Below are 20,624 nucleotides of genomic sequence, written 5' to 3' on the forward strand. Positions count from 1 at the left end.
AGCGCTCCGGCACGAGCGTTAAGCGCACTGCTGTTGTTGATCTGGACAACTCACTCTCAGGTAGTATCATTCCAACGCCGTGCGAGGCGGGGGGCTTCAAATCGTGAGCTGCCAGGCTTTCGTTCCAGCCGACAAGTTTCGCGGGGCTGAGATAGAAACATATTGAGGGAAAAGGCGATGGGCTCGAGACCTTACACCACGGCTGCATTCAGAAACCTGATGAACAGCAACTACTACCCTCTGGCGAACATGAAAAAGAGCGTGGCCAAGCTCAAGGCATCGGCTCACATCGATCTGCCGACCCTGGAATACGGCCAGTACCACCTGATACTGACGCCGGCCTCGAAGTGGCCTCAGGGCAGCGCGAAACACTGGCACAAGGAGAAGGGCCGGGTGCGCGTCGATCTCGCGGCACAGCCGAACACCGCCCCGCTGTCCAGGGACGAACCCGACGTCGTCCCGCTGACCCGATGCGCGCTGCTCGATGCCAGCGTCCGAAAGTGCTTCAATTCGGAGCCGCCGATTCCGATGAAGACCCACATCACGACGCACGAAGCGACCGACCCCGGCGCGGACACGCATGAGATCCGACTGGAGTGGGAGTACGAGGGAGACAGCAAGACGCCCACGCTGCTCTACCTGACAATGGTCTGTCCGTATAAGCCGGCGCGCGATGCTCGAGCTGTCGATAGTCGGTCCGTAGAAGCCGGCGAAGGGCTGAGCCTGGGCTAGATCGCAACTGCATTGCCTGATCTGAACGGCGCGGGTCGGCTATTCGCCGGCTCGCGCTTTTTGTTGCGTGGGTTGCAAGCGCCCACAAAACGACACTGCGGCGCTATGCCTCCGCCCCTCCTCCCGTCACGGGCCTGTCGTACGAAGATGGTCGGCTGCGTCTCATTGCGAGCGAGTCGCGTTGCGGCCGCGGGCTCATCGGAAGGAGCGGCCAATGCCGGTTGGATTGCTGGAGGTCGAAGGCACGATCGAGGTCAGCCAGTTCTGGCCGGAGGGACGATCGGACGCCGACACCACCAAGGTCGTGGTGAACGTCGCCCCCGACGCGATCCGCTTCCGCAAGAACGATCAATCGCCGTTCCAACCGACCCACGTTTTCGACAACGCCAAGGTCAAGGGGCGAACCAACACGGCGCCGATCAAGAACGGCAAGCTCACCATCCGCCTCCAGGGCATCGACGCGCCCGAGCTGCACTATATGCCGTCGCCGCTCTCGCCCGCCGAGAAGAAGGGGCTGACGGACGCCAGGAAGCAGGCCTATCACGAGGTCACGCATTCCTACCGGCAATTCCTCGGCGCGACCTCGACCAAGGCCCTGCATGACCTCCTCGCCGGCACCGGCGAGGCGACGCTCGCCTGCCGGGTGTTCACCCATGTCGACGCACCGAACGAGGTGTTCGACACCTACGGGCGGCTGGTCGGCGACATCGAGGTGACGATCGCGAACCAGACGATCGACATCAACCACTGGCTGGTCGAGCAGGGCTTTGCCTATCCGACCTTCTACTCCTCGATGAACGACGACGAGATCAAGGCCTTCCTGGCGCTGACCAAGACCGCGCGCACCAGGAAGCTGCCGGTCTGGAAGAACCTCGCCAAAACCATTCCCACCTTCGACTTCGATTTGCGCGAGCCCAAGAAGAACGAGACCGAATTGCTAGCGACCGACAAGGGCCCGGTGATCCTGCCAAAGCTCTTCCGCCGCCAGACCAACTGGTCGGCGCGCAAGAAGGCCAAGGTGACGAGCCAGAATTTCCAGACATTTTTGAGCGAAGGCTCCGGCGGCAAGCCCGACACCTGCTACGAGATCAACGACTTCCTGGCCAACGGCGTACACTCGGCCAGCCCGCGGAATTTCGCGGAATTCGTCGAGGGCGGCAAGACGATCAAGTTTCAGCCGGACGGGCTGGTGTTCGGCGAGGCGCCGTCGACGCTGGTGGGAGCCGACGGCAAGCCGATTACGGGGTTTTGAGCGCCCGAGCCACCAGACAAAAATGGCCCGCGCGAGGCGGGCCATTTTCTCATCGGAAGCCGTGAAGTCCAAACTTGGCCTTCAGCGACGTCGGGCCGCCAGAGCACCACCGCGTCAGCGAAGGCCGCCGGTGACGTGAAGTGTCTCGCCGGTCACGTAGGACGCGTCGTCCGAAGCGAAGAAGGCCACCGCGGCGGCGATCTCCTCGACCTTGCCGATGCGGCCAAGCGGGGTGGTGGATTCGATCCACTTGCGCATGTCGCCCTCGTGCAGGCCGGCCGACACGACGCCTTCGGTGGCGATCATGCCTGGATTGACGGCGTTGACGCGAATCTTGCGCGGTGCGAGCTCCTTCGACAGCACGGAGGTGATCGCATCCACCGAGGCTTTGGTCGCGGTGTAAACGGCGGTGTTCGCCGGTGCGATGGTCGATACGCCGGAGCTGATGTTGATGATGCTTCCGCCATTGGCGTTGAAGTGCTTCGCCGCTTCACCCGAGACCAGCAGCAAGCCAAGCACGTTGAGGTCGAAATGCTTGTGGAAATGCTCGGGCGTGATGGCCTCGAGCGCGGCGAACTCGTAGATGCCCGCGTTGTTGACGAGGATGTCGATCGCCCCGAACGCCTTCACGGTCTCCGCGACAACGCTCTTCACGTCCTTGGCGTCGGCCAGGTTACCATGAACCGCGACGGCTTTGCCCCCCTTGGCGATGATGGCAGCGACCACGCGGTCCGCGGCCTGCTTGCTGGAGCTGTAATTGACGGCGACCGCCGCGCCCTCAGCCGCGAGCCGGGCGGAGATTTCGGCACCAATGCCTTTGGATGCGCCGGTCACCAGCGCAACTTTGCCTTCGAGTCTCTTGGTCATCGCATGTCTTCCGTTGTTCGGCGGGATGCCGATATTCAATAGTTCAATACTAGTGAACTATTGAACGACTTCAAGGGGCATGCTATGTTTTGGGGATGGTGCAGTTCGTTCACCCATCGCGGGACGAGATTACGCTGGCCGGAGTGCTCGGAGCCCTCGCGGATCCCATGCGGCTGCGTATCGTCAAAAGCCTGGTCGCTCAGAAGGATTGCATGTCGTGCACCGAGGCGGCGCCTTGCCCCGACATGGCGAAATCGACCCTGTCGAACCATTTTCGCATTCTGCGGGAGGCCGGCCTGATCCGGACGTCGAAGCAGGGTGTCCAGCACCGCAACGTGCTTCGTGAGGAGGACATCAATGCCCGGTTTCCGAAGCTGCTCAAGACGATCCTGAGCTGTCCGGAGTGAGGGATTAGCTTGCTCTCTCACATCACGACGGCTTGGCGCCCGGCAACAGCTTCCCGAGACCCCAAACAAAAATGGCCCGCATCAAGCGGGCCATTTTCGTATCGGAACCGGTCATCCCGAATTTGGTTGCGGGGATAGGATTTGCTTAAGAGCCTGATGAGCCACCGGGCTGCCCACCCCGCTTTAAACCGTTGCTTTCAAGATCGCCGAACCTCGCGACATGCAGCAGCCGGATCGCTAACTCTCGAAGAAGCCGGGATGCTTCTCCACGAAGGCGTGGAGCTCGCGCGCGACGCGATCGAGATGGTTGGCCATCTCGGCCCTGGCCCTCTCGGGATCGCGATCCGCGATTCCGCGGTAGATCGCCTCGTGCTCGGTGTAGGTTCCTTTGGGGCGGCCCGGCTCGGGCAGCAACGTGCGGCGCACGCGTTCAAGATGCGTTCGGATCGTATCAAGGGCTTCGCCGACGCGCGCGAGGCCCAGGCTCTCTGTCATCTGATGGTGAAACCTCGTATCGAGCTCGTGGAAGCCTTCGAGGTCTCCGCTCGCGATCGCGGCCTTTTGATAGGCGAGATTCTGGCTGAGCGCGCCGATCGCATCGTCCGACATGCTGGCCGCACAGACGCCGACGATTTCGACCTCCAGCGCGCGACGCATCAGCATCCACTGCCTGACGTCCTCAAGATGAATCCTGGCAACATAGGAGCCGCGCTGTGGCTCGACCACGACGAGTCCTTCAAAGGCAAGCCTGTTGATGGCGGTCGTGATCGACAGCTTCGACACGTCAAAGCGTGCACACCACTCGTTCTTGTCGATCGGCGTTTCGGGCGCGAGCGCGCCGGAGACGACGGCACGCTTCAGCGCGAGATAGGCCTGATCGACTTTCGACCCGCCTGCGCTGCGTCCGCGCGCTGGCCTCGCGCCGCCACTGAATCCGCCGACTGAATGCATGCTGTGTTCCCCCGGCCGATCTACACATATCGATGCCGCAACGCCAATCGCGCGGCCAAAAGGCTTGACGAGCATCAACTGATATAACTAGCATATCAGATAACAAACAAAGCATCACCTGCGGCTCTGATGTCTTCCCAAGGACTGACGGCACGCCGGGAGGAAATTGCAATGGAGACACGCGTCGGCGCGCTCGGGGCTGACGATGAGCGCGGCGTGTCGCGCTCCTCTCGCGTGGTCGAGCTTGGCAGTCGCGCGAGCGTGCCGGGCGGACATACCGTGCTCTGCGCGGAGCGGGTCTCCAAATCCTTTGCCGGCGTGAGGGCGCTCCAGGACGTCGACTTCGACCTGCGCCATGGCGAAGTGCATGCGCTGATGGGCGAGAACGGTGCCGGCAAGAGCACCCTGATGAAAATCCTGGCCGGCGTGCATACGAGCTACGACGGCACCATTCTGGTCGAGGGACAGAGCGCGTCCTTCTCCGGCGTGCGCGACGCCGAAGAGGCCGGCGTCGCCATCATCCACCAGGAGCTCAATCTCGTTCCCGAGCTGAGCGTCGCCGACAACATCTTCCTTGGCCGAGAGCCGCTGATCGGCGGCGTCCTGATCGACCGGCGCCGGATGGTCAGGGCGGCCGAGCGCCTGCTCGCGCGCCTCGGCGTCACCATCGCGCCCGACACCAGGATCGCGGGCCTGCGCGTCGGCGAGCAGCAGCTCGTCGAGATCGCCAAGGCACTGTCGCTCAATGCGCGCATCCTCATCATGGACGAGCCGACATCGGCGCTGTCCTCGTCGGAATGCGACACGCTGTTCAAGATCGTGCGCCAGCTCGCGAGCGAAGGCGTCGCGATCATCTACACATCGCACCGCATCGAGGAAGTGCTGGAGCTTGCCGACCGCGTCACGGTGCTACGCGACGGAAAGCGCGTGGTGACGGCACGAATCGATGAACTCTCGCGCGGCGCCATCATCTCGGCGATGGTCGGCCGCGAGATGGCCGCGAACGAACGCGGCGCGACGGCGCAGGACGGCGCGGTCGTCCTCTCGGTGCAAGACCTCACCCTCGATACGCCGGGTCCGCACCGATGGCGGCGGACACTGCACGGTGTGAGTTTCGAGCTGAAGCGCGGCGAGATTCTCGGTGTCGGCGGCCTGCTCGGATCCGGCCGCACGGAGATCCTGGAGTCGATCTTCGGCGTGGCCCGCGGCTGGCGCGAGGGGCGCATCGCGATCGACGGTGCGGCGGTCGACATCACCTCTCCGTCCGACGCCTACCGTCTCGGCGTCGCGCTCGTCAGCGAGGACCGCAAGGAGCGCGGCCTGCATCTGGCCGCCTCGATCTGCGACAATGTCGCGCTGCCCTCTATCGGCGCGCTCTCGCGATTTGGCCTGCGCACGTTCGCCCGCGAGCGCGCACTCGCCGCCGACATGGTGAAGCGGCTCTCGGTTCGCTGCACCGGCATCGGCCAGGAGGCCGCCGCGCTGTCCGGCGGCAACCAGCAGAAGGTCGTGATCGGCAAATGGCTGGCCACCGAACCGCGTATCCTGCTGCTCGACGAGCCGACCCGCGGCATCGACATCGGCGCCAAACAGGAGATCTACCGATTGATCTTCGATCTCGCCGCGCAGGGGCTCGGGATCATCGTGGTGACCTCGGAGATGCCCGAGCTGTTGCTGCTGTCCGACCGTATCCTCGTCATGTGCGAAGGACGGCAGACCGGCATCCTCGCACGCGAGAATGCGACGCAGGAGACGGTGATGCGCCTTGCCGCACCGGGGATGATGAACTGGTCGCAGGAAGCCGCATCATGAAAGCCCTGCTCCGCCTGCTCTCCCGGACCAAGCTCTATTGGGGGCTTGTGCTGATCTGTCTGATCGGCGCCGTCATCTCGCCGCACACTTCATCCGGCCACAACATCTTCCTGTCCTACGGCAATTTGACCGACGTGCTGCGCCAGGTCTCGATCACCGGCCTCGTCGCAACCGGAATGACCATGGTCATCCTGCTCGGCGGGATCGATCTGTCGGTCGGCTCGGTGATGGGCTTCTCGACGGTGATCTGCGCGATGCTGCTGACCAAGCCCGGCTGGACCACGGCGTCCGTCATGGGCGTTCCGGCCGCGATCCTCGTCGGCGGCGCTGCCGTGGCGCTGGCGGCACGCTTCGTGTTCGCTGGCCTCGCGCGTGGCCGCGACGTCAGTGCGGGACGGCGGCGTGAGATTGCGCTGCCGTGCTGGCAGAGCACCGGCATTCCGGGATTGCTGGGCCTTGTCGCCGCCATCGCGATCGGCTGGTGGACGATGAACCAGGTGCCGGCCAAATTCGGTGTTCTCGGTGTCCTGCTGATCGCGCCCTGCCTCGCGATGGTGCTTGGCGGCATCAACGGTCTCCTGATCGTCACCGGCCGGCTGCAGCCCTTCATCGCGACGCTTGCGATGATGGTCAGCGCACTCGGCATCGCGCGATTGACGGCAGGCTCCGACAACGCCGTGGTCCCGGTCTACACCGGCACCAATGCGACCGAGGACTTCGAGCTGCTGCGCTCGATGCTGTGGGGCGTGTTGCCCGTCCCGAGCGTCTTCTTCCTCGCGGCCATCTGCCTGTTCGGCGCGATCCTGCGCTTCACCACCTTCGGGCGCTACGCCTATGCGATCGGCGGCAATGTCGAAGCCGCAAAGCTGTCCGGCATCAAGGTCGCGCAGGTGCAGCTCACGGCCTATCTGTTGTCGGGCCTGCTCGCGGGGATCGCCGGCGTGCTGTTCGTCGCGCAGTACCGCCAGGGCAAGCCCGACGCCGGTACGGGCCTCGAACTCGATGCGATCGCCGCCGTGGTGATCGGCGGCACCAGCCTGATGGGCGGCCGCGGCGGCCTCGCTGGCACCTTCGTCGGCGTCCTGATCTTCGGCCTGCTCTCCGACATCCTGCAGCTTCAGAACATCGACTCCAACGTCCAGCTCGTGATGAAGGGGCTGATCATCGTCTGCACCGTGCTGGTGCAGGAACAGAATCTCGGCCAGCTCGTCGCGCGATGGCGGTTCCGCCGATCGGGCGAGGCCCAGGCCGATCCGAAAACAGCCGAGCCCCGTCGGCTGCCAAGCGCCGCAAAGGCCCAACTCGCAAGGGAGGATCTCGATGAAGCGTCGTGAATTCCTGAAACTGTCGACCACCGCGGCGGGTGCCGCAATGACCATCTATCTGCCGGCCGGCTGGACGCCTGCAAGGGCCGCCGGCAAGTCGAAAGTCGGCTTCAGCCAGTGCACCACGCTGGAGCCGTGGCGCGTGCAGTTCAACAAGGACATCCAGGCCGAGGCGAAGAACCATCCCGACATCGACCTCATCATTACCGACGGCCAGGACAAGACCCAGAAGCAGGTCGCCGATTGCGACAATCTGATCGTGCAGCAGGTCAACGTGCTCCTGATCTCGCCCAAGGAGTCGGCCGGCCTGACCGGCGTGGTCGAAAAGGCGATCGACGCCAAGATTCCCGTCATCGTGCTCGACCGCAACGTCGACACCAAGCGCATCACCCAGTTCATCGGCGGCGACAACGTCGCGATCGGCAAGGCAGCCGGCGAGCATGCGGTGAAGCTGCTCGGTGGTCCCGGCAAGGCGGCCGGCAACGTCGTGGAAATCTGGGGTGGCATGGGCACCCAACCCGCGCATGACCGGCACGACGGCTTCCATGCCTTCACCGACAAGGAACCAGGCATCAAGTACCTGCTCAACAACCAGTCGGGCGACTGGAAGCAGGACAAGGCCTACGACATCATGACGACGGCGCTGCGCAACAACGAGAAGATCGACATGGTCTACGGCCATAACGATCCGATGGCTTACGGCGCTTATCTCGCCGCCAAGGACGCCGGCCGCGACAAAGACATCAAGTTCATCATCGGCATCGATGGATTGCCGGACGAAGGCGTCACCTGGGTCTCCAAGGGCCAGCTCTCTGCGACATTCCTCTACGCAACACCCGGCGCGGAAGGATTGCGGCAGGCGGCAAAGCTGCTGAAGGGCGAGAAGCTCGAGCCGGTCATCACCCTGCCGACGATGCTGATCACCAAGGAGAACGCGTCGGAAATCCTGAAGAAGAACGGGTAGCTCTGAACCGTCAGCACTGAAATGTGCCTCGGAGAGCCGGTGATCGCACCAGGCTCTCCGTTCTTTTCACGGACCTATCGCGCGAGATCGACGTTTGCTGGTATCGGCAATTTTTCTTCGAGGTTCGACATGAGCGCTGCCATCTTCGCCAGACAGGATGGTGTCTGGCTGAATGAACCACAGCGATGGACTGCGCAGGGCGACAGCCTCGAGATCATCACCGACAAGGCCACCGACTTCTGGCAAAAAACCCACTACGGCTTCCGCCGCGACAGTGGGCACTTTCTGGGGTTTCGGACCGCAGAGGCGTTTACCGCCGAGTTGCGCGTCCAGGGCAATTTCCAGGAGCTCTACGATCAAGCCGGCATCATGGTGCGCATCGACGCCGAGCACTGGATCAAGGCCGGAATCGAGTTTTCGGATGGACGCGCCATGCTATCGAGCGTGTTGACCGTTGGTCAGTCCGATTGGGCAACAGCCCCGTACGCGCATGATGCCAGTGATTTCCGGATGCGCGTCACGGTCGCGGACGGCGTTGTTCGGTTGCAGACGTCGACCGACGGCAAGACCTGGCCGCTCGTCCGATTGGCGCCTTTCCCCAAAGCGCAATCCTATCTCGTCGGGCCGATGGCCTGCACACCCGAACGAGCGGGATTGCAGGTGAAGTTCACCGGATTTTCCCTGAAGCCGCCGCTCGGCAAGGATTTACACGATCTGAGCTAGAGCGGGGCAAGCCATGGTGCTGCGGTAACGGACGCCGAACTCGCGCCTTAAATAAAAATGGCCCGCGTCAAGCGGGCCATTGTCGTGTCGGCTAGCTTTCCAAAATCGCGACCGCGCGCGTCCATCCGGCCGAGGCGCGCTCGATCTTCACGGGGAAGCATGACACCTTGAAGCCGGTGGGCGGCAGCTGTTCGAGATTGTGCAGCTTCTCGAGGTGGCAATAGCCGATATGGCGGCCGGCCTTGTGGCCTTCCCAGATCAGGCTGGCGTCCTTCGTCTCGGCGTATTTCTTCGCGGTGTGAACGAACGGCGCGTCCCAGCTCCAGCCGTCGATGCCGGTCAAGCGCACGCCGCGCTCGAGCAGGTACATGGTCGCTTCATAGCCCATGCCGCAGCCCGACGTGACGTAGTCCTGTCGGCCATATTTGGCGCCGGCGCTGGTGTTGACGACGACGATCTCGAGCGGTTTCAGCTCGTGGCCGATGCGCTTGAGCTCGGCCTCGACATCCTCTGCGGTTGCGACATAGCCGTCCGGCAAGTGACGGAAGTCGAGCTTCACGCCGGGCTGGAAGCACCATTCCAGCGGCACCTCGTCGATGGTCCAGGACCGCTCGCCGCGATTCATGGTCGGGTGAAAATGCCAGGGCGCGTCGAGATGCGTGCCGTTGTGGGTCGAGAGGCTGACCTGTTCCACCGCCCAACCTTGCCCGTCCGGCAGATCCTCGGCCTTCAATCCGTCGAAGAACTGCAGCATGCGCGGCAGGCCCTGCTGGTGATTGATGTATTGGATGGTCGGATGATTTCCGGGCGGGTCGGCCGGCACGTCGTTCTGCAGGGGGACGGAGATATCGATCAGCTTGGTCGTCATGGCGCTTCCTCGTTGATTGTTTTCGTTAGCGGCCGTCAGGCGTCCCTTCAAACGAACCTTTAGACATCCTGCCGCTCGACGCGGTTCTTCAAGATACCGATCTTCTCGACCTCAAGCTCGATCGCATCGCCGTGCTCGAGATACCATCCGAGCTCGAGGCCGCAACCATTGCCGACCGTGCCGGAGCCGATGAATTCGCCGGGCATCAGCGTCTCGTCCTGGGTGACGTGGGCGATGATCTCCTCGAACGAAAACAACATGCCCTCGGAGACGCCTTTCGAACGGACCTCACCGTTGACGCGCGCTTCCATCTTCAGACGATAGGGATCGCCGATCTCGTCCGGCGTCACGATCCAGGGACCCATCACGTTGCCGCCGTCGAAACTCTTGCCCTTGGCCGGGCCGAGCCGTCCCTCCATCTCGATGCGCTGGGCGTCGCGCGCGGAGAAATCGTTGAAGATGGTATAGCCGAAGATGTGATCCCCAGCCTTCGCGGCAGAGATGTTTGAGCCCTTGTTCCTGGTGATGATCCCGAACTCGAGCTCGTAATCCATCACCTTGCTGTAGCGCGGCCATTTCACCGTCGTGTTGGTGCCGCGGACGCTGAAGCGGTTGGTGATGTAGAAGATCGGCTGCTTGCGATAGACCTCGGGCAACTCGCCGAGCGGTTCGGCGTCGATGCGCGCCAATTCCGCCATATCGCCCTTGGCGCGCGCCGCGAGCTTTTGCTGCCCGCGCGGCGCTTGCAGGATGTGCAGCGGAAACGACATGCCGTCGCGCATCTGCCTCGGCTCCGGCACCGGCGCGAGGATGTCGACGGCGCTGACCGCCGCCGACAGCGTTGCGTCCCGGCCGTGCTTGTCGAGCAGGGCCCGGGCCCGATCGAGCGCGCGGGGTCCGGCATCAATCAGCGCCAGCATCGAGCCGAAAGCCGGATCGGCCTGGCCGTCCCGCGCAGCGGCGGCGGCGAGATCGAACACCTGACTCTCATTGGCATGGACGGCGCCGATCTTCTCCTGACCGGCCGATCTGAATGTTGCGAGCTTCACCTTGGGCACCCCTTGCTATCGTTTCAAATATATGATCAGATAAAATATCGATAAACAAGATAGAAAAATACAAATTGGGGAGAGCGCGGTGAGACGAACGCAGATAAGGGCGATGTTGGCGGGTCTCTCACTCGGAGTTGGTGTGTGCGTTGCTTTGACGGCACCCGCGCTGGCGCAGGCCAAGATCCAGATCGGCTGCACCGCGACCACTGACTGCGCCTCGGCAATGGTCGCGGTCGACGAGGGCATCTTCAAAAAGCACGGACTGGACGTCGAGATGACGCCGATCGCGATCAACTCCAATATCCCGGCGGCGATCCTGTCGAACTCGATTCAGGTGGGTGGCCCGACCTCCACCGTCTTCCTCCAGGCCGTCGACGGCGGCCTCGACCTCGTCGCAATTGCCGGCGCCTCGGTCATGAACACGACCTCGAACACTGCGATTGCCGCGTTCGTCCGCAACGGCCTCACCATCAAGGAGCCGAAGGATTTCGTCGGCAAGAAGATCGGCGCGCCCGGCCTGAACGCCTTTCTCCATGTTTTGTTCGTGAAATGGCTGGTGGAGAAAGGCGTCAATCCCAAGAGCGTCAATTTCGTCGAAGTCACCTTCCCAACCATGGCGGACATCATCAAGTCAGGTGGCGTCGACGCCGTGCTCACGGCCGAGCCGTTCGTCACGCGCATGACCAACGCGGGGCTTGGTTCGGTCGGCGCGCGGTACGGCGCCGAACTCGGCCGCACCGATCCGATCATCTTCTATGCGGCGTCGCGCGACTGGGCGGAGAAGAACGCGGCGACGGTGAAGAAATTCCGCGAGGCCATCGCGGAGGCCGCTCCAATCGTCAACAGCGATCGCGAGAAGGCCTCCGCCTCGATCGCCAAATTCACCAAGCAGCCGCTCGATCTCGTCAAGGCGACGCCGCCGAACCAGTCCGAACCGAACCTCAAGCCGGAAAACCTGTCCTGGTGGATCGACGTGATGTCGTCGCAGAAGATGCTGCAATCGAAACTCGACACCGCGAAACTGGTGCTGAACTGAGGATATCGACGATGCCCGCTCCCGAGCGCACTCTCGAACGCCCGCCGGCGGAAGCCGGCACCTTGAGCGAGCGCGCCGCAAATCTAATCGAGCGGGACATCCTGGCCGGAGATCTCGCGCCGGGATCGCGGCTCGGCATCGTCGACCTCGTGCAGCGCTACGAGATCGGCGCCACACCCTTGCGCGAGGGCTTGTCGCGGCTGATGTCGCGCGGCCTGATCGTCGGCATCGGCCAGCGCGGTTTCCGTGTCGCCGAGGTCAGCCGCGACGATCTCGCCGACATCACCTGCATGCGGACGGCGGTCGAGATCGAGGCCGTCAGGCTCGCTATCCTCCAGGGCGACGCCGCCTGGGAGGCCGGCATCATCAGCGCGTTGCATCAGATGCGCCGGCATATCGAGCGCACCGGCAATGAATTCCGCGAGGGCGCGGCTGACTTCGACCGGCTGCACAAGGGCTTTCACACCGCGCTGCTCGCCGCCTGCGGCTCACGGCGCATGCTGGCCGCCCATTCCGACCTCTACGACCAGGCCTATCGCTACCGCCGCGTGATGATGGGTGCCATCGACAGCGCCGAGGGGTTCATCCGGAGTCACCAGATGCTCGCCGACCACGTGCTCGCCCGCGACCTGGCCGCCGCGCAAAAAATGCTGGCCGCGCATCTGCACGCGACCATCGATTTCGTCTATCCGCCTGCCAGCGAGGAACAATCATGAGCGCCGTTGCCAGGCTCGACGAGGCGCGCGCCGCGCGGCGACAAAAGACGCTGATCGCCTTCAGCGCCGCGACGCTGCATCTCGGCGGCAAGACCATCATCGAGAATCTCGATCTGAAGGTGCGGCCGGGCGAATTCCTCTGCATCGTCGGCGCCTCCGGCTGCGGCAAGACCACGGCGCTGCGGCTCGCCGCGGGCCTCTATCGCCCCACGAGCGGTGCAGTCACGTTCGACGGCGAGCCGATCAATGAGCCGCGCCGCGAGGTGGCGATCGTGTTCCAGGATTACGGCAAGGCGCTGTTGCCGTGGCGGACCGCGGCCGGAAACATCTCGCTGGCGCTGGAAGCCTCCCGCGTGCCGGTGCGTGAGCGCGGTGCGCGCATCGAGGCACTGCTGCGCAAGGTCGGCTTGCCCGGCCATGCCGACAAATATCCGACCGAAATGTCGGGCGGCATGCAGCAGCGCCTGCAGATCGCGCGCTGCCTCGCGCAGGAGCCGACGACGCTGCTGATGGACGAGCCGTTTGGCGCACTGGACGCGATGACGCGCCAGGGCTTGCAGGACGAGGTGCTGTCGCTGACGCAATCGAGCCAGACGACCGTGATCTTCGTGACCCACGATCTCGACGAGGCGATCTATCTCGGCGACCGCGTCGTCGGCCTGCTGCCGCATCCGGGCCGGATCGGGATCGAGCTCGATGTCGACCTGCCGCGTCCGCGCGACCAGCTCGCCACCCGCGAACATCCGGAATTCCTGCGGCTGCGCCGGCAATTGTTCGACTTCATCAAGGCGAGCGAACATTGAGCCTCGATCGCACGAGGCCCTTGCTGCTGCCGCTGGCGCTGATGCTGGCGTTCGAGCTCTGGGCGCGGCTCACGCATCTGCAGAGCGACAGCCTGGCTCCGCCAAGTGCGATCCTCGCGGCGCTGACCGCGGCACTTGCCGATCTCTCGATTCCGATCGCGACCCGCGACACGCTGTTCGCCGCCTTTGCAGGATTGGCGATCGGTAGCGCAATAGGTCTTTCGCTCGGCATCGCCTTCGGCATCTCGCGTCCCCTCGACCGGCTGATGGAGGTGACGGTCGAGGCGATCCGCCCGATTCCCTCGATCGCGCTGCTGCCGATTGCGCTGATCGCGCTCGGCTTCGGCTATCGGATGGAGATCGTGATCGTGGCGTTCGCCTGTGTCTGGCCGATGCTGATCATGACGCGCAGCGCGGTGCGCAGCATCGAGCCGCGATTGATGGAAGTGTCGCGGGCCCTGCGGATGAGCGCGGCGCAACGGATCGCGAAGATCGTGATCCCGGCGGCACTGCCGCGGATCTTCGTCGCGTTCCGCCTGTCGGCCGGCATCGCCCTGATCGTCGCCGTGACCGTCGAGATCGCGATCAATCCGATCGGCCTCGGCGCCGGCATCATGCTGGCGCAGCAGGCGCTGCGCGCCGATTTGATGCTCGCTTATCTGCTCTGGATCGGCGTGATCGGCTACGCGCTGAACATCCTGTTGATCGCGGCCCAGCGCCGCCTGTTCGGCCGCGCCGCGCTCGGCGGAGACAATCAATGAACCGCGCGGCGATCCTCTGGCGTGTCGCCAGCATCCTCGTCGCGGCCGGCTTCATCGCGGCGTGGCAGCTCGTCGCCAACCTGCGGCTGGTCTCGCCGGTGTTCCTGCCCGGTCCCGACAAGGCCTGGGCCGCCCTGGTGCGAGGTTTCTCGAGCGGCGACCTCGCGGGCAAGCTGATCGGCACGCTCGAGCACATGGCCTATGGCTGGCTCGCCGCCTCGATTGCCGGCATCGCGCTCGGCGCGCTGATCGGATCGTCGAAGATGATGCGCGCCTATATCGCGCCGTCCCTGGAATTCTTGCGGCCCCTGCCGGTCTCGGCGATCATCCCGGTCGCAATCGCGATGCTCGGGCTGACGCAAGGCATGGCGCTGTTCGTCATCGCCTTCGGCGCGATCTGGCCGATCATGCTGGCAACCATTCACGGCTTTGCCGCGGTCGAGCCGCGGCTCTACGAGGTCGCCCGCTCGCTGCAGATGTCGCGCGCATCAGTCATTGCCAAGATCGCACTGCCCTCGGCCTTGCCTGATATCCTCGCGGGCATGCGGCTCAGCCTGACGGTCGCGTTGATCCTCTCGGTGGTCTGCGAGATCCTGGCCGGGCTCGACGGCCTCGGTCAGTGGGTCCTGCTCTCGGCCCGCGCGTTCCGATCAGCCGACCTCTTCGCCGGTGTCATCCTGTTAGGTGCGACCGGATATCTGACGTCGATTGCGGTATCGCTCGTCGAACAGCGACTGCTCGCCTGGCAGACTGCGGCGCGGTAGGGCTGCAATCACATTGGCAGACGCCCATCGTCGGCGGGTAGAAGCACGCACCAATCTGCCGACTATTCTTGATGAATCCGTCGAAATGCCCCCTCAAGAGAACATTGCGGGCGATTACGGTTGGCGTAGGGTGGACAAGTCGGACCCCCAGTAGGTGCGGCCCCCTCAAATTATTTTTTGTGCCGCGACCCCGGCGCCGGATTTGCGCCCTCTCATCTGGGTGAACGCGCCATAGCGGCGCGTCACGAACCGGAGCACAGAACCATGTGGTATAGGAAGAACGTTGGCGGGTGGGGGCGCGCGGCCAGGCTGATCGGCGGGGGCTTGATGCTCATCTGCGGCGTGGTTGCGCTGCACGCTTCGCCGCTCGGGCTACTGCTCAGCGCCGCGGGTGTCGTGATGCTGGTCACCGGCATGTTCGGTTATTGCCCCGCCTGCGCCATCGCCGGGCGCGAGCCAGTCAAGGGGTGACCGCCTTGGCGCGCGTATCAGACGATCTCTTGCTCGCGGCACAGTCGGGTGACCGGCACGCGCTGACACAGCTATTGGTGGCGCTGCAGCCGGACGTTCGACGTTACGCCCGGCGCCTTTGCTACCGCGCCTCGGTCATCGAAGATGTGGTGCAAGAAGCACTCATCGTCGTGTACCGACGCGTGGGCACGATCCGCAGTCCAGCTGCACTCGCCGGCTGGCTGGTGACTGTCATCGCGCGCCTTTGCATGCTGCCCGCGCTGATGCTGATGCGCGGAGTCGAGGAGCTCGCCAGCCTGGAAGCGTCGCGCGAGTTCGCAAAGGTCCCGCCGGACGAGTTGCGCATAGACCTGGTCGATGCGATCGAGTCGCTTTCGCCGTCGCATCGCGAAGTGCTGCTGCTGCGAGACCTCGAAGATCTGACGATCTGGGAAATCGCCGGGCGGCTCGGCGTGACGCGCGAAGCGGCCAAAAGCCGCCTTCGCCGCGCCCGTGCACTTGTGCGCGAATACCTGCTCGGCACAAAGAACAGCGGACGAGAGAGCACATGAATTACTTTCGTGGAGTCGGCGTGTTCGGGAGCTCCTTCCTGGGCGCACACCTGATGCGCGGCGCGGCTGCGGCCGCGCTACTCGCTTGGGCCATCGTCCACCAGACCGCGCACCCCTGGCTATCCTTTGGCGCGGGCGTTGCCGCCCTCGTCGCGCTGCGCGGATGTCCAATGTGCTGGACAGTCGGCCTGGTCGAGACGCTTTCGCAAGGCCGGCGCGATTCAACCGCTGAACGCGCTGACCGGACATGACTGCATTAACATTGCGACAAGGACGGGACGCATGTCGAAGCTCACGGCAATCCTGGGTTCCGCGCTGTTTTTCCTCGTTGCACCGGCGGTGTTGGCGGGTGTCATCCCGTGGTTGATCACGCATTGGGAATTTCGGCCACCCTTCCTAGCCGTCGAAGCGACCCGCTTGGCTGGGCTAGCGTTCATTATTGCCGGCGTGCCAGGATTGTTGGATTCGTTTGCGCGCTTTGCGTTGCAGGGTCTAGGCACGCCCGCGCCGATCGCGCCACCACGCAATCTCGTTGTGAGCGGATTATATCGCTATGTGCGCAATCCGATTTATGTTGCAGTCGTTGCCGTCATTCTTGGTCAGGCGCTGCTATTCGCTGACTGGCATCTCCTCGGCTACGGTGCGTTCATGTGGCTCTTTTTTCACGCTTGGGTCGTTGCCATTGAGGAGCCGGGGCTCCGCGAAAGCTTTGGAGCCGAGTATGAAAGCTATTGCGCCGATGTGCCGCGCTGGCTTCCCCGACTCATTCCGCGAGCCGTCTAACCGATTTGAGGCTCGGTGGGGTCGAAACGTCTGAATCCGGCCGATCGCGACACACCAGGGTTCAAGGCGAGATAACGCCGCCCCCAAACAAAAATGGCCCGCATCAAGCGGGCCATTTTCGTATCGGAACCGGTCATTCCGAATTTGGTTGCGGGGATAGGATTTGAACCTATGACCTTCAGGTTATGAGCCTGACGAGCTACCGGGCTGCTCCACCCCGCGTTAAATCGTTGCTTTGCCTCTGCGAAAAGGCCGGGGACGGTGGATTGAGGGCCGACGCTGTTCGCGTGGCTGCTTCTCCCGTCCCGAAGGCTTCCCTGGAAGGCAACCCCGGGGCAAAGCCCGTCGGGTGCGAGGGGTATGTACCAACCCGAACCGCCTTTGGAAAGGGCCGCCGGGACGTTTTTTTCGACTTTATGACAGGTTGCGGGCGCGGATTCCCGCCGATTTGCCACGGACTTGCCAGAAGTTCCACAAACCGCCAGCTTGCGGCAACAAAACAGAGGCGAAACGCCGATTTGGGGAGGACCGCCTTGAACAACACGTTCGATCGCCCCTTGGCGAGCGCCCCGCTGGCGGCGCTCAACGACAGCTTCCGGGCCATGGCGGCGCGGTCGCGCGCCGAGTCGGCGCCTGATTGCGCCGCGCGGCTCGACCGGCTGGCGCGGTTGCGCGCCGTGGTCGCGGACAATGAAGAGCGGTTCCGGAAGGCCATCTCGGCCGATTTCGGCCACCGCTCGGCGGTCGAGACCAATATCGCCGAGACGATGCTGGTGTTCTCCGAGATCCGGCATGCGACAAAACATCTGAAAGGCTGGATGGCGCCGCAGCGCATCGCAACCGCGCTGCAATTCCTGCCCGCGCGCAACCGGCTGATGCCGCAGCCGCTCGGCGTGATCGGCATCATCGCGCCGTGGAATTATCCGCTGCAGCTGACGCTCGCGCCCGCGATCGGCGCCATCGCCGCCGGCAACCGCGTCATCATCAAGCCGAGCGAGCTCGTGCCGCACTTCTCCGCGCTGTTGAGGGAGACGGTGGCCGAGAGGTTCGATGCGACAGAGTTACTCGTCACCGGGGTCGAGGACGAGATCGCAAAAGCCTTCGCACACCTGCCGTTCGATCACCTCGTCTTCACCGGCTCGACCCGGGTCGGGCGGCTGGTGGCGGAAGCCGCGGGGCGCAATCTCACGCCTATCACGCTCGAGCTCGGCGGCAAGTCGCCGGCGATCATCGATGCGTCGGCCGATCTCGACGAAGCCGCCGAACGCATCGCCTACGGCAAGCTGCTCAATGCCGGACAGACCTGTATCGCGCCCGACTATGTGCTGGTGCCGGAGGGCGCGCTGCAGGCCTTCACGGAAAAGGTCCGCGCGCAGATGCGGCGCATGTTCGGCACCGACCCCGCCAACAAGGACTACACCTCCATCATCTCCGACCGGCATTATGCGCGGCTCGAAGCGCTGGTCGCGGATGCGGCGCAGCGCGGCGCAAAGATCCTGCAGCCGGCGAAGGCGGACGATCCGAACTGGAAGGCGCACCGCAAATTCCCACCGACGCTGATCGTCGGGGCCACCGAAGAGATGGCGGCGATGCAGGAGGAGATCTTCGGCCCCGTGCTGCCGGTGCTCGGCATTCGCGCGTCCGCAGACGCCATCACCTTCATCAACCGCCGCGACCGGCCGCTGGCGCTGTACTGGTTCGGCAGGGATCGCGACGCGCGCGACGAGGTGCTGGCGCGCACCGTTTCCGGCGGCGTCACCATCAACGATTGCCTGTTTCACTTCGCGCAAGCCAACCAGCCGATGGGCGGCGTCGGCGCCTCCGGCACCGGCGCCTATCACGGCGAATGGGGATTTCGCACGTTCAGCAAGCTGAAGCCAGTGTTCTATCGCTCGAAATTCAACCGCCTCGCCGATCTCTATCCGCCCTATGGCGGCAAGATCGCGCGGCTGGAGAAGATGATGCGGTTCATGTCGTAGGCATCCATCATTGCGAGCGAAACAAAAGCAGGACCCTCACCCTGAGGAGCGCGCCAGCGGCGCGCGTCTCGAAGGGCGAGGCCACAGACCGGGCCTTCATCCTTCGAGACGCGCGTTCCGCGCTCCTCAGGATGAGGAACTCATAAATAACGAAGAATGCAGGGGGAAACATCAGTGACTGACACATTCGACTTCATCGTCGTGGGCGCGGGCTCCGGCGGTTGCGCGGTGGCGGGGCGGCTGTCGGAGGATGCGGCGACGTCCGTGGCACTGCTCGATGCCGGCGGTACGAACGACAATTGGCGGATCACCACGCCGTTCGGGCTCGCTTTGCCATACAAGGCGGCCAACTGGGCCTTCGATACCGTGCCGCAGAAGGGATTGAACGGCCGTATCGGCTATCAACCGCGCGGCAAGGGCCTCGGCGGCTCCTCGGCGATCAACGCCATGGTCTACATCCGCGGCCACAAATGGGACTACGACCATTGGGCCGCGCTCGGCAATGCCGGCTGGTCGTATTCGGACGTGCTGCCCTATTTCAAGCGCTCGGAGAACAACAGCGATTTCGACGGCGAATATCACGGCAAGGGCGGCCCGCTGCACGTCAACAGGCTGCGCTCGGACAATCCGATCCATGACGTCTTCCATCAGGCCGCGCGCGAGGCGCAATTCCGCATCCGCGACGATTTCAACGGCGAGGATCACGAAGGGCTCGGCAGCTACCAGGTGACGCAGCACAAGGGCGAGCGCTGGAGCGCGGCGCGCGCCTATCTGCAGCCCCACATCGACAAGCGGGCCAATCTGCGCGTCGAGACCGGGGCCCATGCCACGAAAATCCTGTTCGAGGGCGGGCGCGCGGTCGGCATCGAATATGTGCAGGGCAAGCAGACGAAACGGCTTCGCGCCCGCCGCGAGGTGATCCTTGCCGGCGGCGCGTTCCAGTCACCGCAATTGCTGATGCTCTCGGGCGTCGGCGATGGCGCTACGCTTGGCAAGCACGGTATCAACGTCACGCATCATCTGCCGGGCGTCGGGCGCAATCTGCAGGACCATCCGGATTTCGTGTTCGTCTACGCCTCGGACTACCCGCACTTCGTTCACGGCTCGATCAGTCGGGTGCCTTCCCTGCTGCGCGCCATCCAGCGCTATCGCAAGGAACGGCGGGGCCTGATGACCAGCAATTTCGCCGAGTGTGGCGGCTTCCTGAAAACCCGCCCCGACCTCGATGTGCCGGACATCCAGCTGCATTTCGTCATCGCGATGCTCGACGACCACGGCCGCAAGAAGCACAAGGAGGCAGGCTTCTCATGCCATGTCTGCCTGCTCAGGCCGAAGAGCCGCGGCAGCGTCTGGCTGAAGAGCGCGGACCCGCTCGCCGCTCCAATGATCGATCCGAACTTCCTGGGGGAGGACGAGGATCTCGAGTCGATGGTTGCGGGCTTCAAGACAACGCGACGGCTGATGGAGACGCCCGCGCTGCGCGCGCTGCAGAAGAAGGACATGTTCACGTCCGGCGTGAAGACCGACGACGACATCCGCAACATTTTGCGTAATCGCGTCGATACCGTCTATCACCCGGTCGGCACCTGCAAAATGGGCACCGATGCGGCGGCCGTGGTCGATCCGAAGCTGAAGGTGCACGGCGTCGACGGTCTGCGCATCGTCGATGCTTCGATCATGCCGACGCTGGTCGGCGGCAACACCAATGCGCCGACCATCATGATCGGGGAGAAGGCGGCGGACATGATCAGGGCGGAGATGCGGGTGAGTTAGCGGCGTTATCTCCACATCGTCGTCCCGGCGAAGG

21 protein-coding genes and 1 tRNA gene are annotated in these 20,624 nt (G+C 64.0%); 17 read left to right on the top strand and 5 right to left on the bottom strand.

Annotated elements, in window-relative coordinates:
• Positions 1–177 precede the first annotated feature (177 nt).
• Both NLM31_RS40575 and NLM31_RS40580 read left to right on the top strand, forming a co-directional pair.
• Positions 178–732 carry a hypothetical protein gene (locus NLM31_RS40575; protein ID WP_254134748.1) on the top strand — a complete coding sequence of 185 codons (555 nt, stop codon included), beginning with the start codon at positions 178–180 and terminating at the stop codon, positions 730–732.
• A 214-nt stretch (positions 733–946) separates the two neighbouring features.
• Positions 947–1,984 (top strand): thermonuclease family protein, encoded by a 1,038-nt coding sequence (locus NLM31_RS40580; RefSeq protein WP_254134749.1) that lies wholly within the window; start codon positions 947–949, stop codon positions 1,982–1,984.
• Positions 1,985–2,098: 114 nt separating this feature from the next.
• On the opposite strand, the gene NLM31_RS40585 is transcribed toward NLM31_RS40580, so the two are convergent.
• Entirely contained in the window at positions 2,099–2,851 is a 753-nt protein-coding gene (locus tag NLM31_RS40585; protein ID WP_254195843.1) for an SDR family NAD(P)-dependent oxidoreductase, read from the bottom strand.
• A gap of 95 nt (positions 2,852–2,946) precedes the next feature.
• On the opposite strand from NLM31_RS40585, the gene NLM31_RS40590 reads away from it, so the two are divergent.
• The gene (locus NLM31_RS40590; RefSeq protein WP_254135552.1) at positions 2,947–3,258 is read left to right on the top strand and encodes a helix-turn-helix transcriptional regulator; all 312 of its coding nucleotides are present in this window, start codon (positions 2,947–2,949) and stop codon (positions 3,256–3,258) included.
• A gap of 237 nt (positions 3,259–3,495) precedes the next feature.
• Here the strand turns inward: NLM31_RS40590 and NLM31_RS40595 are convergent, their stop codons facing one another.
• Positions 3,496–4,209: a GntR family transcriptional regulator gene (locus NLM31_RS40595; RefSeq protein WP_254195844.1), complete on the bottom strand. Its 714-nt coding sequence runs from the start codon at positions 4,207–4,209 to the stop codon at positions 3,496–3,498.
• Positions 4,210–4,380: 171 nt separating this feature from the next.
• On the opposite strand from NLM31_RS40595, the gene NLM31_RS40600 reads away from it, so the two are divergent.
• From NLM31_RS40600 to NLM31_RS40615, 4 genes are all read left to right on the top strand, one after another.
• A complete protein-coding gene (locus tag NLM31_RS40600; RefSeq protein WP_254195845.1) occupies positions 4,381–6,021 on the top strand; it encodes a sugar ABC transporter ATP-binding protein in 1,641 nt (546 codons plus the stop codon).
• Entirely contained in the window at positions 6,018–7,355 is a 1,338-nt protein-coding gene (locus tag NLM31_RS40605) for an ABC transporter permease (RefSeq protein ID WP_254195846.1), read from the top strand. The genes NLM31_RS40600 and NLM31_RS40605 overlap by 4 nt, the downstream gene beginning before the upstream one ends.
• Positions 7,356–7,392: 37 nt before the next feature.
• The gene (locus tag NLM31_RS40610; RefSeq protein ID WP_375167563.1) at positions 7,393–8,310 is read left to right on the top strand and encodes a substrate-binding domain-containing protein; all 918 of its coding nucleotides are present in this window, start codon (positions 7,393–7,395) and stop codon (positions 8,308–8,310) included.
• A gap of 129 nt (positions 8,311–8,439) precedes the next feature.
• The gene (locus NLM31_RS40615) at positions 8,440–9,033 is read left to right on the top strand and encodes a DUF1349 domain-containing protein (protein ID WP_254195848.1); all 594 of its coding nucleotides are present in this window, start codon (positions 8,440–8,442) and stop codon (positions 9,031–9,033) included.
• A gap of 91 nt (positions 9,034–9,124) precedes the next feature.
• Here the strand turns inward: NLM31_RS40615 and NLM31_RS40620 are convergent, their stop codons facing one another.
• Positions 9,125–9,901, bottom strand: a complete 777-nt coding sequence (locus tag NLM31_RS40620) for a cyclase family protein (RefSeq protein ID WP_254134756.1) — start codon at positions 9,899–9,901, stop codon at positions 9,125–9,127.
• Between the two features lie 59 nt (positions 9,902–9,960).
• The gene (locus NLM31_RS40625) at positions 9,961–10,950 is read right to left on the bottom strand and encodes a fumarylacetoacetate hydrolase family protein (protein WP_254134757.1); all 990 of its coding nucleotides are present in this window, start codon (positions 10,948–10,950) and stop codon (positions 9,961–9,963) included.
• Between the two features lie 112 nt (positions 10,951–11,062).
• Between NLM31_RS40625 and NLM31_RS40630 the strand changes: the two genes are divergently transcribed.
• From NLM31_RS40630 to NLM31_RS40665, 8 genes are all read left to right on the top strand, one after another.
• Positions 11,063–11,989 carry an ABC transporter substrate-binding protein gene (locus NLM31_RS40630; protein ID WP_256561981.1) on the top strand — a complete coding sequence of 309 codons (927 nt, stop codon included), beginning with the start codon at positions 11,063–11,065 and terminating at the stop codon, positions 11,987–11,989.
• A gap of 11 nt (positions 11,990–12,000) precedes the next feature.
• Positions 12,001–12,705 (top strand): GntR family transcriptional regulator, encoded by a 705-nt coding sequence (locus tag NLM31_RS40635; RefSeq protein ID WP_254134759.1) that lies wholly within the window; start codon positions 12,001–12,003, stop codon positions 12,703–12,705.
• Positions 12,702–13,508, top strand: a complete 807-nt coding sequence (locus tag NLM31_RS40640; RefSeq protein WP_254134760.1) for an ABC transporter ATP-binding protein — start codon at positions 12,702–12,704, stop codon at positions 13,506–13,508. Before NLM31_RS40635 ends, NLM31_RS40640 begins: the two co-directional genes overlap by 4 nt.
• On the top strand, positions 13,505–14,269 hold the full coding sequence (locus NLM31_RS40645; RefSeq protein WP_254134761.1) for an ABC transporter permease: 765 nt from the start codon (positions 13,505–13,507) through the stop codon (positions 14,267–14,269). Before NLM31_RS40640 ends, NLM31_RS40645 begins: the two co-directional genes overlap by 4 nt.
• A complete protein-coding gene (locus NLM31_RS40650; protein WP_254134762.1) occupies positions 14,266–15,033 on the top strand; it encodes an ABC transporter permease in 768 nt (255 codons plus the stop codon). Before NLM31_RS40645 ends, NLM31_RS40650 begins: the two co-directional genes overlap by 4 nt.
• 264 nt (positions 15,034–15,297) lie before the next feature.
• Positions 15,298–15,504, top strand: coding sequence for a DUF2892 domain-containing protein (locus NLM31_RS40655; protein WP_254134763.1), 207 nt, complete (start codon positions 15,298–15,300; stop codon positions 15,502–15,504).
• Between the two features lie 5 nt (positions 15,505–15,509).
• Complete coding sequence (locus tag NLM31_RS40660) at positions 15,510–16,055, top strand: RNA polymerase sigma factor (protein WP_254134764.1); 546 nt, start codon at positions 15,510–15,512, stop codon at positions 16,053–16,055.
• A 282-nt stretch (positions 16,056–16,337) separates the two neighbouring features.
• Positions 16,338–16,838 carry an isoprenylcysteine carboxylmethyltransferase family protein gene (locus NLM31_RS40665; RefSeq protein ID WP_254134766.1) on the top strand — a complete coding sequence of 167 codons (501 nt, stop codon included), beginning with the start codon at positions 16,338–16,340 and terminating at the stop codon, positions 16,836–16,838.
• Positions 16,839–16,983: 145 nt separating this feature from the next.
• Here the strand turns inward: NLM31_RS40665 and NLM31_RS40670 are convergent.
• Positions 16,984–17,060, bottom strand: a tRNA-Met gene (locus tag NLM31_RS40670).
• A gap of 380 nt (positions 17,061–17,440) precedes the next feature.
• Here NLM31_RS40670 and NLM31_RS40675 point away from each other — a divergent pair.
• Both NLM31_RS40675 and NLM31_RS40680 read left to right on the top strand, forming a co-directional pair.
• Positions 17,441–18,817 carry a coniferyl aldehyde dehydrogenase gene (locus NLM31_RS40675; RefSeq protein WP_375167564.1) on the top strand — a complete coding sequence of 459 codons (1,377 nt, stop codon included), beginning with the start codon at positions 17,441–17,443 and terminating at the stop codon, positions 18,815–18,817.
• Positions 18,818–18,991: 174 nt separating this feature from the next.
• Positions 18,992–20,590, top strand: coding sequence for a GMC family oxidoreductase (locus tag NLM31_RS40680; protein WP_254195851.1), 1,599 nt, complete (start codon positions 18,992–18,994; stop codon positions 20,588–20,590).
• Positions 20,591–20,624 lie beyond the last annotated feature (34 nt).

This window comes from Bradyrhizobium sp. CCGUVB4N, assembly GCF_024199945.1.
In the GTDB taxonomy this organism is placed as follows: Bacteria; Pseudomonadota; Alphaproteobacteria; order Rhizobiales; family Xanthobacteraceae; genus Bradyrhizobium.

Excerpts from the sequence above, each read along its gene's own strand:
- NLM31_RS40620 (WP_254134756.1), bottom strand. The coding sequence starts at position 9,901 with ATGACGACCAAGCTGATCGATATCTCCGTCCCCCTGCAGAACGACGTG.
- NLM31_RS40610 (WP_375167563.1), top strand. The coding sequence starts at position 7,393 with ATGACCATCTATCTGCCGGCCGGCTGGACGCCTGCAAGGGCCGCCGGC.
- NLM31_RS40590 (WP_254135552.1), top strand. The coding sequence starts at position 2,947 with ATGGTGCAGTTCGTTCACCCATCGCGGGACGAGATTACGCTGGCCGGA.
- NLM31_RS40650 (WP_254134762.1), top strand. The coding sequence starts at position 14,266 with ATGAACCGCGCGGCGATCCTCTGGCGTGTCGCCAGCATCCTCGTCGCG.
- NLM31_RS40600 (WP_254195845.1), top strand. The coding sequence starts at position 4,381 with ATGGAGACACGCGTCGGCGCGCTCGGGGCTGACGATGAGCGCGGCGTG.
- NLM31_RS40630 (WP_256561981.1), top strand. The coding sequence starts at position 11,063 with ATGTTGGCGGGTCTCTCACTCGGAGTTGGTGTGTGCGTTGCTTTGACG.
- NLM31_RS40605 (WP_254195846.1), top strand. The coding sequence starts at position 6,018 with ATGAAAGCCCTGCTCCGCCTGCTCTCCCGGACCAAGCTCTATTGGGGG.
- NLM31_RS40585 (WP_254195843.1), bottom strand. The coding sequence starts at position 2,851 with ATGACCAAGAGACTCGAAGGCAAAGTTGCGCTGGTGACCGGCGCATCC.
- NLM31_RS40655 (WP_254134763.1), top strand. The coding sequence starts at position 15,298 with ATGTGGTATAGGAAGAACGTTGGCGGGTGGGGGCGCGCGGCCAGGCTG.
- NLM31_RS40615 (WP_254195848.1), top strand. The coding sequence starts at position 8,440 with ATGAGCGCTGCCATCTTCGCCAGACAGGATGGTGTCTGGCTGAATGAA.
- NLM31_RS40595 (WP_254195844.1), bottom strand. The coding sequence starts at position 4,209 with ATGCATTCAGTCGGCGGATTCAGTGGCGGCGCGAGGCCAGCGCGCGGA.
- NLM31_RS40675 (WP_375167564.1), top strand. The coding sequence starts at position 17,441 with ATGGCGGCGCGGTCGCGCGCCGAGTCGGCGCCTGATTGCGCCGCGCGG.
- NLM31_RS40575 (WP_254134748.1), top strand. The coding sequence starts at position 178 with ATGGGCTCGAGACCTTACACCACGGCTGCATTCAGAAACCTGATGAAC.
- NLM31_RS40635 (WP_254134759.1), top strand. The coding sequence starts at position 12,001 with ATGCCCGCTCCCGAGCGCACTCTCGAACGCCCGCCGGCGGAAGCCGGC.
- NLM31_RS40640 (WP_254134760.1), top strand. The coding sequence starts at position 12,702 with ATGAGCGCCGTTGCCAGGCTCGACGAGGCGCGCGCCGCGCGGCGACAA.
- NLM31_RS40580 (WP_254134749.1), top strand. The coding sequence starts at position 947 with ATGCCGGTTGGATTGCTGGAGGTCGAAGGCACGATCGAGGTCAGCCAG.
- NLM31_RS40665 (WP_254134766.1), top strand. The coding sequence starts at position 16,338 with ATGTCGAAGCTCACGGCAATCCTGGGTTCCGCGCTGTTTTTCCTCGTT.